General features: G+C 60.3%; 7 protein-coding genes. 5 read left to right on the top strand and 2 right to left on the bottom strand.

Translation table 11 applies throughout. The annotated features are described in order from the left end of the window. Positions 1-245 precede the first annotated feature (245 nt). Positions 246-608 (top strand): DUF427 domain-containing protein, encoded by a 363-nt coding sequence (locus tag D8U61_RS02820; RefSeq protein WP_039763140.1) that lies wholly within the window; start codon positions 246-248, stop codon positions 606-608. Positions 609-660: 52 nt separating this feature from the next. Here the strand turns inward: D8U61_RS02820 and D8U61_RS02815 are convergent, their stop codons facing one another. Further along, positions 661-2283 carry an MFS transporter gene (locus D8U61_RS02815; protein WP_130888777.1) on the bottom strand — a complete coding sequence of 541 codons (1623 nt, stop codon included), beginning with the start codon at positions 2281-2283 and terminating at the stop codon, positions 661-663. 132 nt (positions 2284-2415) lie between these two features. Next, the gene (locus tag D8U61_RS02810) at positions 2416-4077 is read right to left on the bottom strand and encodes a GMC family oxidoreductase N-terminal domain-containing protein (RefSeq protein WP_130926385.1); all 1662 of its coding nucleotides are present in this window, start codon (positions 4075-4077) and stop codon (positions 2416-2418) included. A 133-nt stretch (positions 4078-4210) separates the two neighbouring features. On the opposite strand from D8U61_RS02810, the gene D8U61_RS02805 reads away from it, so the two are divergent. From D8U61_RS02805 to arsH, 4 genes are all read left to right on the top strand, one after another. After that, on the top strand, positions 4211-5095 hold the full coding sequence (locus tag D8U61_RS02805) for a LysR family transcriptional regulator (RefSeq protein ID WP_041480826.1): 885 nt from the start codon (positions 4211-4213) through the stop codon (positions 5093-5095). Positions 5096-5293: 198 nt separating this feature from the next. After that, a complete protein-coding gene (locus D8U61_RS02795; protein WP_130926383.1) occupies positions 5294-5641 on the top strand; it encodes a metalloregulator ArsR/SmtB family transcription factor in 348 nt (115 codons plus the stop codon). A gap of 27 nt (positions 5642-5668) precedes the next feature. Beyond that, positions 5669-6139 (top strand): arsenate reductase ArsC, encoded by a 471-nt coding sequence (locus D8U61_RS02790; RefSeq protein WP_130901909.1) that lies wholly within the window; start codon positions 5669-5671, stop codon positions 6137-6139. A 9-nt stretch (positions 6140-6148) separates the two neighbouring features. Next, on the top strand, positions 6149-6847 hold the full coding sequence (gene arsH, locus D8U61_RS02785; protein WP_125918553.1) for an arsenical resistance protein ArsH: 699 nt from the start codon (positions 6149-6151) through the stop codon (positions 6845-6847). Positions 6848-6868: the final 21 nt, after the last annotated feature.

The raw sequence follows: 6868 nt of genomic DNA, 5'->3' as shown, positions 1-6868 counted from the left end.
CACGGCCGCAATGTCTTTGGCCTGGGAAGGTTTTTCACAGAGGTACAGCCGCATAGCTACCATCGCTGGTTGGTTTGTGGGAGCGCACAGGATGGCTGGAGTCTGCGACGCGAGCAACTTTTATCTGTATGGATATACAGATAAAAGCGTTGCAGGAGGTTTAGCCGTTCGGCCGTAATCCAGTCGAGCTGCGCAACCATCAGCTATACCTGAACCGGTCTCTTCGCCGTCTTCAGGAGAACCCCATGAAAAGCCCCAGCCCCGTGATCAGCGTTGAACAACTCAGCGGCTGCCTGCTGGTGAAATTCCACGGCATCCAGGTCGCCGCGTCCTCCCACGCGCTGATCCTCAATGAGGCCAACTATCCGCCGGTGTACTACATCCCGCGCGAAGACATCGACGAAAAATACTTCGCCCGCACCGACCACACCAGCTATTGCCCGTACAAGGGCGACGCCAACTATTTCAGCCTGCAAGTGCCCGGACATGAGGGTGCCAACGCGGTGTGGACGTACGAAAACCCGAAGGTCTCCGTCGCACCGATCCGCGACTACGTGGCGTTTTATCCGGACCAGGTGAAATTCGAAGTGATCAAGGCGGACGCCTGAGCAAAAAAATGGCGAGAGAATCGCTTCCCTCGCCATTGTGTCAGCGGGTTTTTCAGTTCTTGTCGAGATCGATATTCTTCGTCTCACGCAGACAGATCATCCCCACCACCAGGCTCACCCCGGTGATCAGCACCGGATACCACAGCCCGTAGAAAATATCCCCGGTGTACACCACCAGCGCGAACGACACCGTCGGCAGGAATCCGCCGAACCAGCCGTTGCCGATGTGGTAGGGCAGCGACATCGAGGTGTAGCGAATGCGCGTCGGGAACAGTTCGACCATCAACGCGGCCAGCGGGCCGTAGCACATGGCGGAGATGATGATCAGGGCGACGATCAGGGCGACGATCATCGGTTTGTTGATCTGCTGCATATCGGCTTGTTGCGGGTAGCCGGCGAGGGTGATCGCGCCGCGCAGTGCCGCCTCATCAAAACCATCCAGCTTCACGTCACCGACACTCACTTGCACGGCGCTGCCCGCAGGTGCTGCGACGCTGGAGTAGGGCAGGCCTTGTTTGACCAGGAAGGTCTTGACCTTGTCGCAGGGGCTGTCGAATTTGGCCTTGCCCACCGGATCGAACTGGAAGGTGCAAGTGGCGGGGTCGGCGAGGACGGTGATCGGCGCCTGACGGCTGGCCTGATCGATTGCCGGGTTGGCGTAATGGGCCAGGGATTTGAAGATCGGGAAGTACAGCGCGGTGGCCAGCAGCAGGCCGAGCATCAGCACGGGTTTGCGTCCGACCTTGTCCGACAGCCAGCCGAAAAAGATAAAGAACGGCGCGCCGATCACCACGCTGATGATCAGCAGACTGTTGGCCACCGCCGGGTCCATTTTCAGGAACTGGGTGAGGAAGAACAGCACATAGAACTGCGCAGCGTAAAAGGTCACCGCTTGCCCGGCGTTGATGCTGAACAGCGCGATCAGCACTACTTTGAGGTTTTCCCATTTGCCGAATGATTCGCGGATCGGTGCCTTCGAGGTTTTGCCTTCTTCCTTCATTTTCAGATAGGCCGGCGACTCGTGCAGGCTCAGGCGAATCCAGGTGGAAATACCCAGCAGCACGATCGACAGCAGGAACGGAATGCGCCAGCCCCACACCTCAAACTGGTCGCCGGTGAAGTAGCGGCAACCGAGCACTACCAGCAGCGAGAGCAGCAGGCCGAGGGTCGCGGTCGATTGAATCCAACTGGTGTGGAAGCCGCGTTTGCCGATGGGCGCGTGCTCGGCCACGTAGGTCGCCGCACCACCGTATTCGCCACCGAGCGCCAGGCCCTGAAGCATGCGCAGCACCACCAGAATGATCGGCGCGGCGATGCCGATGCTGGCGTAGGTCGGCAGCAGGCCGACGCAGAACGTCGCCACGCCCATCAGAATGATCGTCGCCAGAAAGGTGTATTTGCGTCCGATCATGTCACCCAGACGGCCGAATACCAGCGCACCGAACGGCCGAACGATGAAGCCGGCGGCGAATGCCATCAGCGCGAAGATGAACGCGGTGGTGTCATTGACCCCGGCAAAAAACTGCTTGCTGATCACTGCTGCTAGGGCGCCGTAGAGGAAGAAGTCATACCACTCGAACACCGTCCCGAGTGACGAGGCGAAGATGACTTTCTGCGTGGCGTTGCTGGTCTCGGCGCTGCCCGCAGCGTCCAGCGGCTGAACTTGTTCTGACATATCGGTATCCCTCACAGTGATTGTTTTTGTTGTTCCACTGGTGTTGCGTGTCCGGTAATGCGCGATGCCTGAGTCTGGTGGTAATTCCTGTGGGAGCGAGCCTGCTCGCGAAAGCTTTTTGCCAGTCAACTCCTAGGCTGAGTGAGCTACCGCATTCGCGAGCAGGCTCGCTCCCACAGGGGAAATATCTACAGGTCTGGACAAAATCAGTTGTGCCGCCTTCTCGGCAATCATCAGCGTAGGCGAACAGGTATTGCCCGAGGTAATTCTCGGCATGATCGACGCATCGGCAACGCGCAGACCCGGCACGCCATGCACGCGCAATTGCGCATCGACCACTGCGTCACCGTCGTTGCCCATGCGGCAGGTGCCGACCGGATGGAAAATCGTCGTGCCGATTTTCGCCGCCGCTTCATGCAATTGTTCTTCGCTTTGCAAGCTGTCGCCGGGCAGGTATTCGACCGGTTTGAACGCTTGCAGGGCAGGGGCGCTGACGATGCGCCGAGTCAGGCGAATCGCATCGGCGGCGACGCGCAGATCTTCTGGATGGCTGAGGTAATTGGGCTGGATCAGCGGCGCCGCTTGCGGATCGGCGGAGCGAATCTCGATGCGGCCCCGGCTCTGCGGGCGCAGGTCACACACCGAGGCGGTGAACGCCGGGAAGCTGTGCAGCGGCTCGCCAAAGCGCTCCAGCGACAGCGGTTGCACGTGATATTGCAGGTTCGCCGAGGTTTGCTCGGGGCCGGAGCGGGCGAATGCGCCCAACTGACTCGGCGCCATCGACAGCGGCCCGCTGCGGTCGTACAGATAACGCAGGCCCATGCCCATCTTGCCCCACACGCTGCCGGCGATCTGGTTCAGGGTACGGGCGTTTTCCAGCTTGTAGATCAGGCGCAGTTGCAGGTGATCCTGCAGGTTGCCGCCGACCCCCGGCAGCTCATGAATCACGCCTATCCCTAAGCGTTCGAGCAGCGGCCGCGGACCGATCCCGGAGCGCTGCAGAATGCTCGGCGAGCCGACTGAGCCGGCGCACAAGACAATCTCCTTGCGCGCCTTGAACTGTCTGGTCTGGCCTTCATGCTGCGCGCTGACTTTCGCCGCGCGGCCGTCCTCCAGCAACACACGATCAACCTCGACGCCGGTCAGCACGGTCAGGTTCGCCCGGCTGCGCAGCGGTTTCAAAAAGGCCTTGGCCGCGTTCCAGCGCACCCCGGCTTTCTGGTTGACCTGAAAGTAGCCGCAGCCCTCGTTGTCGCCCTGGTTGAAGTCATTGATGCTGGCGATGCCGCTTTGCTCGGCAGCGCTGCGAAAGGCATCCAGAATCGGCCACGACAGGCGCTGCTGCTCGACCCGCCATTCACCCTGATCGCCATGAAATTCAGCGCCGCCGGCAAAGTGGTTTTCGCTCTGTTTGAACAGCGGCAGCACGTCTTTCCAGGCCCAGCCCGGATTGCCCGCCGCCGCCCAGCCGTCATAGTCGCCGGCCTGGCCGCGCATGTAGATCATGCCGTTGATCGACGAACAGCCGCCCAGCACCTTGCCGCGCGGATAACTCAGCGCGCGGCCATTGAGGCCCGGTTGTTGTTCGGTTTTAAAGCACCAGTCGGTGCGCGGGTTTCCGATGCAGAACAGGTAACCCACAGGAATGTGAATCCAGGCGTAGTTGTCGCGTCCGCCGGCTTCGAGCAGCAACACCCGTTGCTGTGGATCCGCTGAGAGCCGGTTGGCCAGCAAGCACCCGGCGGGGCCGGCGCCGACCACGATGTAGTCGAATTCATCCAGGGACGTCTGCATGCCCTGACCTCGCTTTTTGTTTTTATTGTCGGACACTCTAGTTGTTAGCTTTCGTTAAAAGAATGTTAGTTTTTGCGCAGCCGCTGTGCGTTTTCAAACAGCCCGAAGTGACGATAGCTGACAAGGACCTGCCATGTTCGACTGGAACGACCTGCGCTTTTTTCTCGAGCTGCAACGCAGCGGCCGCCTGCTCACCGCCGCGCGCCGGCTCAACACCACCCACGCGACGGTGGCGCGGCATATTGAATCGATCGAGAAAAGCCTCGGCACGGCGCTGTTCGTCCAGCACGCCCAAGGCTATGAAATGACCCCGGCGGGAGAGGCCCTGCTCAAGCACGCCGAGGCGATGGAAAACGTCGCGCTGCTGGCGCAGGAAGAAATCACCCAGTCCACCGCGCCGCTGGGCAAGATCCGTGTCGGCGTCACCGAAGGACTTGGCATCAAATTCCTCGCCAGTCGCATGATCGGCTTGTTCGAGCGCTATCCCGGGCTGGAAGTGGAACTGGTTGCCGTACCGCGCTTTGTCAGCATCCTCAACCGCGAAGCGGAAATCAGCATCCACCTCGAACGGCCATCCGCCGACATGCTGGTCACGCGCAAGCTGACTGACTATCGACTCGCGTTGTATGCCAGCCAAACCTACCTCGACAAGGCACCGCCGCTGCACAGCCGTGAAGACCTGGGCCGGCATGCGTGGATCGGTTACGTTGACGACCTGCTGTTCAGTCAGGAACTGATGTTCCTCAACAGCTTCTGCCGCAGCCCGCGCGTGGTGTTTCACAGCACCAGCGTCATTGCCCAACAGGAAGCGGCGCGCTCGGGGTTGGGCATCGCCGTGCTGCCGTGTTACATGGCCGCGTCCGACCCGGATCTGGTGGCACTGTTGCCGGATGAAAGCATCGAGCGCAGCTACTGGATCAGCACCCGCCGGGAGCTGCACAAATCCGTGCGGCTGCGGGTGGTCTGGGATTATGTGGTGGGGTTGTGTGAGGCCGAGCAGGGGCTTTTACGCGGTTAAACCTGGCGCATCCAAATCCCCCTGTGGGAGCGAGCCTGCTCGCGAAAGCGGTGTATCTGATACGCAAACCTCGCCTGACCCACCGCCTTCGCGAGCAGGCTCGCTCCCACAGGGTTATTCGCCGTGGCTGCTTTCGCGGGTTGATAAATATATGGATATCCGTATATTCGATTTCCCGCATATGGCGAGCCGATCACCATGATCACCCCCACCGAAGTCTTCAAAAGCCTCGCCGACGAAACCCGCGTCCGCGCCATCCTGCTCATCGCCGAGCAAGGTGAACTCTGCGTTTGCGAGTTGATGTGTGCGCTCGACGACAGCCAGCCGAAAATCAGCCGTCATCTCGCGCAACTGCGCAGTAACGGTTTGCTGCTCGACCGCCGTCAGGGCCAGTGGGTGTATTACCGCCTCAATCCGAAACTGCCGGCATGGATCGGCGAAATCCTTCAGCTGACATCCAAGGCCAATGCCGATTGGCTCAAGGACAACGCCGCGCGCCTGCAAAACATGGATGGCCGACCCGTGCGCGAACGCGCCTGCTGCTGAATCTTCCACTTTCTACGGAGCGCATCGATGCGAGTCCTGTTCATGTGCACGGCCAATAGCTGCCGCAGCATTCTTTCCGAAGCCATGTTCAATCACCTGGCTCCCGCTGGTTTCCAAGCGGTGAGTGCCGGCAGTTTTCCCAAAGGCCAGGTCCTGCCGCGCAGCCTGTCGACGTTGCAAAAGCACGGTATCGCCATCGACGGGTTGCACAGTAAAGGCAACGATGCCTTCGCAAAAAAAACGCCAGCTATCGTCATCACTGTTTGCGACAAAGCCGCCGGCGAAACCTGCCCGGTGTATTTCGGTCCCGCACTGAAAACGCATTGGGGACTGGAAGATCCGTCCGAAGTGCAGGGCGACGAAGCGGCAATCGACGCTGCATTCCAAGCCACTCTGATGCGCATCGGTGAACGCTGCCAAGCCTTCTTCGATCTGCCGTTTCACTCGCTCAGTCGTGAGCAACTGAAAGCCGAACTCGATCGCATCGGCACGCTGTAAGGAGGCTTCATGACAAATCATTTGCCCAACCTCGACGCAAGCCTGATCGACGCTGTTAAGCCATCGAATGTCGGCGAACACAAACCGCGCATCCTTCTTCTCTACGGCTCGACCCGCGAGCGCTCGTTCAGCCGTTTGCTGGTCGAGGAGGCCGCGCGCCTGCTCGAACACTTTGGCGCCGAAACGCGGATCTTCAACCCATCCGGTTTGCCATTGCCCGACGACGTCCCGGTCGACCATCCCAAGGTGCAGGAATTGCGCGATCTGGTGTTGTGGTCGGAAGGCCAGGTCTGGTGCTCGCCAGAACGCCACGGCGCGATGTCCGCCGTGTTCAAAGCACAGATCGACTGGATCCCACTCGAACTCGGCGCTGTGCGCCCGACCCAAGGCAAAACCCTGGCGGTGATGCAAGTCTGCGGCGGCTCGCAGTCGTTCAACGTGGTCAACCAACTACGCGTCCTCGGCCGCTGGATGCGCATGTTCACCATCCCCAACCAATCCTCGGTGCCGAAGGCCTATATGGAGTTCGACGAAGCAGGGCGAATGAAACCCTCGCCGTTTTACGATCGTGTGGTGGATGTGATGGAAGAACTGGTCAAGTTCACCGTGCTGCTGCGTGGGCAGCAGGCGCACCTGGTGGACCGCTATTCCGAGCGCAAGGAAAGTGCTGAACAGTTGATGGCGCGGGTGAATCAGCGGTCGATTTGACCCGCCATCCCCAGCCAGGCT

The sequence above is a fragment of the Pseudomonas sp. Sample_14 genome, assembly GCF_004307515.1.
In the GTDB taxonomy this organism is placed as follows: Bacteria; Pseudomonadota; Gammaproteobacteria; order Pseudomonadales; family Pseudomonadaceae; genus Aquipseudomonas; species Aquipseudomonas atacamensis.
This window is presented reverse-complemented; position numbering and strand designations above follow the sequence as displayed.

Excerpts from the sequence above, each read along its gene's own strand:
- D8U61_RS02820 (WP_039763140.1), top strand. The coding sequence starts at position 246 with ATGAAAAGCCCCAGCCCCGTGATCAGCGTTGAACAACTCAGCGGCTGC.
- D8U61_RS02815 (WP_130888777.1), bottom strand. The coding sequence starts at position 2,283 with ATGTCAGAACAAGTTCAGCCGCTGGACGCTGCGGGCAGCGCCGAGACC.
- D8U61_RS02810 (WP_130926385.1), bottom strand. The coding sequence starts at position 4,077 with ATGCAGACGTCCCTGGATGAATTCGACTACATCGTGGTCGGCGCCGGC.
- D8U61_RS02805 (WP_041480826.1), top strand. The coding sequence starts at position 4,211 with ATGTTCGACTGGAACGACCTGCGCTTTTTTCTCGAGCTGCAACGCAGC.
- D8U61_RS02795 (WP_130926383.1), top strand. The coding sequence starts at position 5,294 with ATGATCACCCCCACCGAAGTCTTCAAAAGCCTCGCCGACGAAACCCGC.
- D8U61_RS02790 (WP_130901909.1), top strand. The coding sequence starts at position 5,669 with ATGCGAGTCCTGTTCATGTGCACGGCCAATAGCTGCCGCAGCATTCTT.
- arsH (WP_125918553.1), top strand. The coding sequence starts at position 6,149 with ATGACAAATCATTTGCCCAACCTCGACGCAAGCCTGATCGACGCTGTT.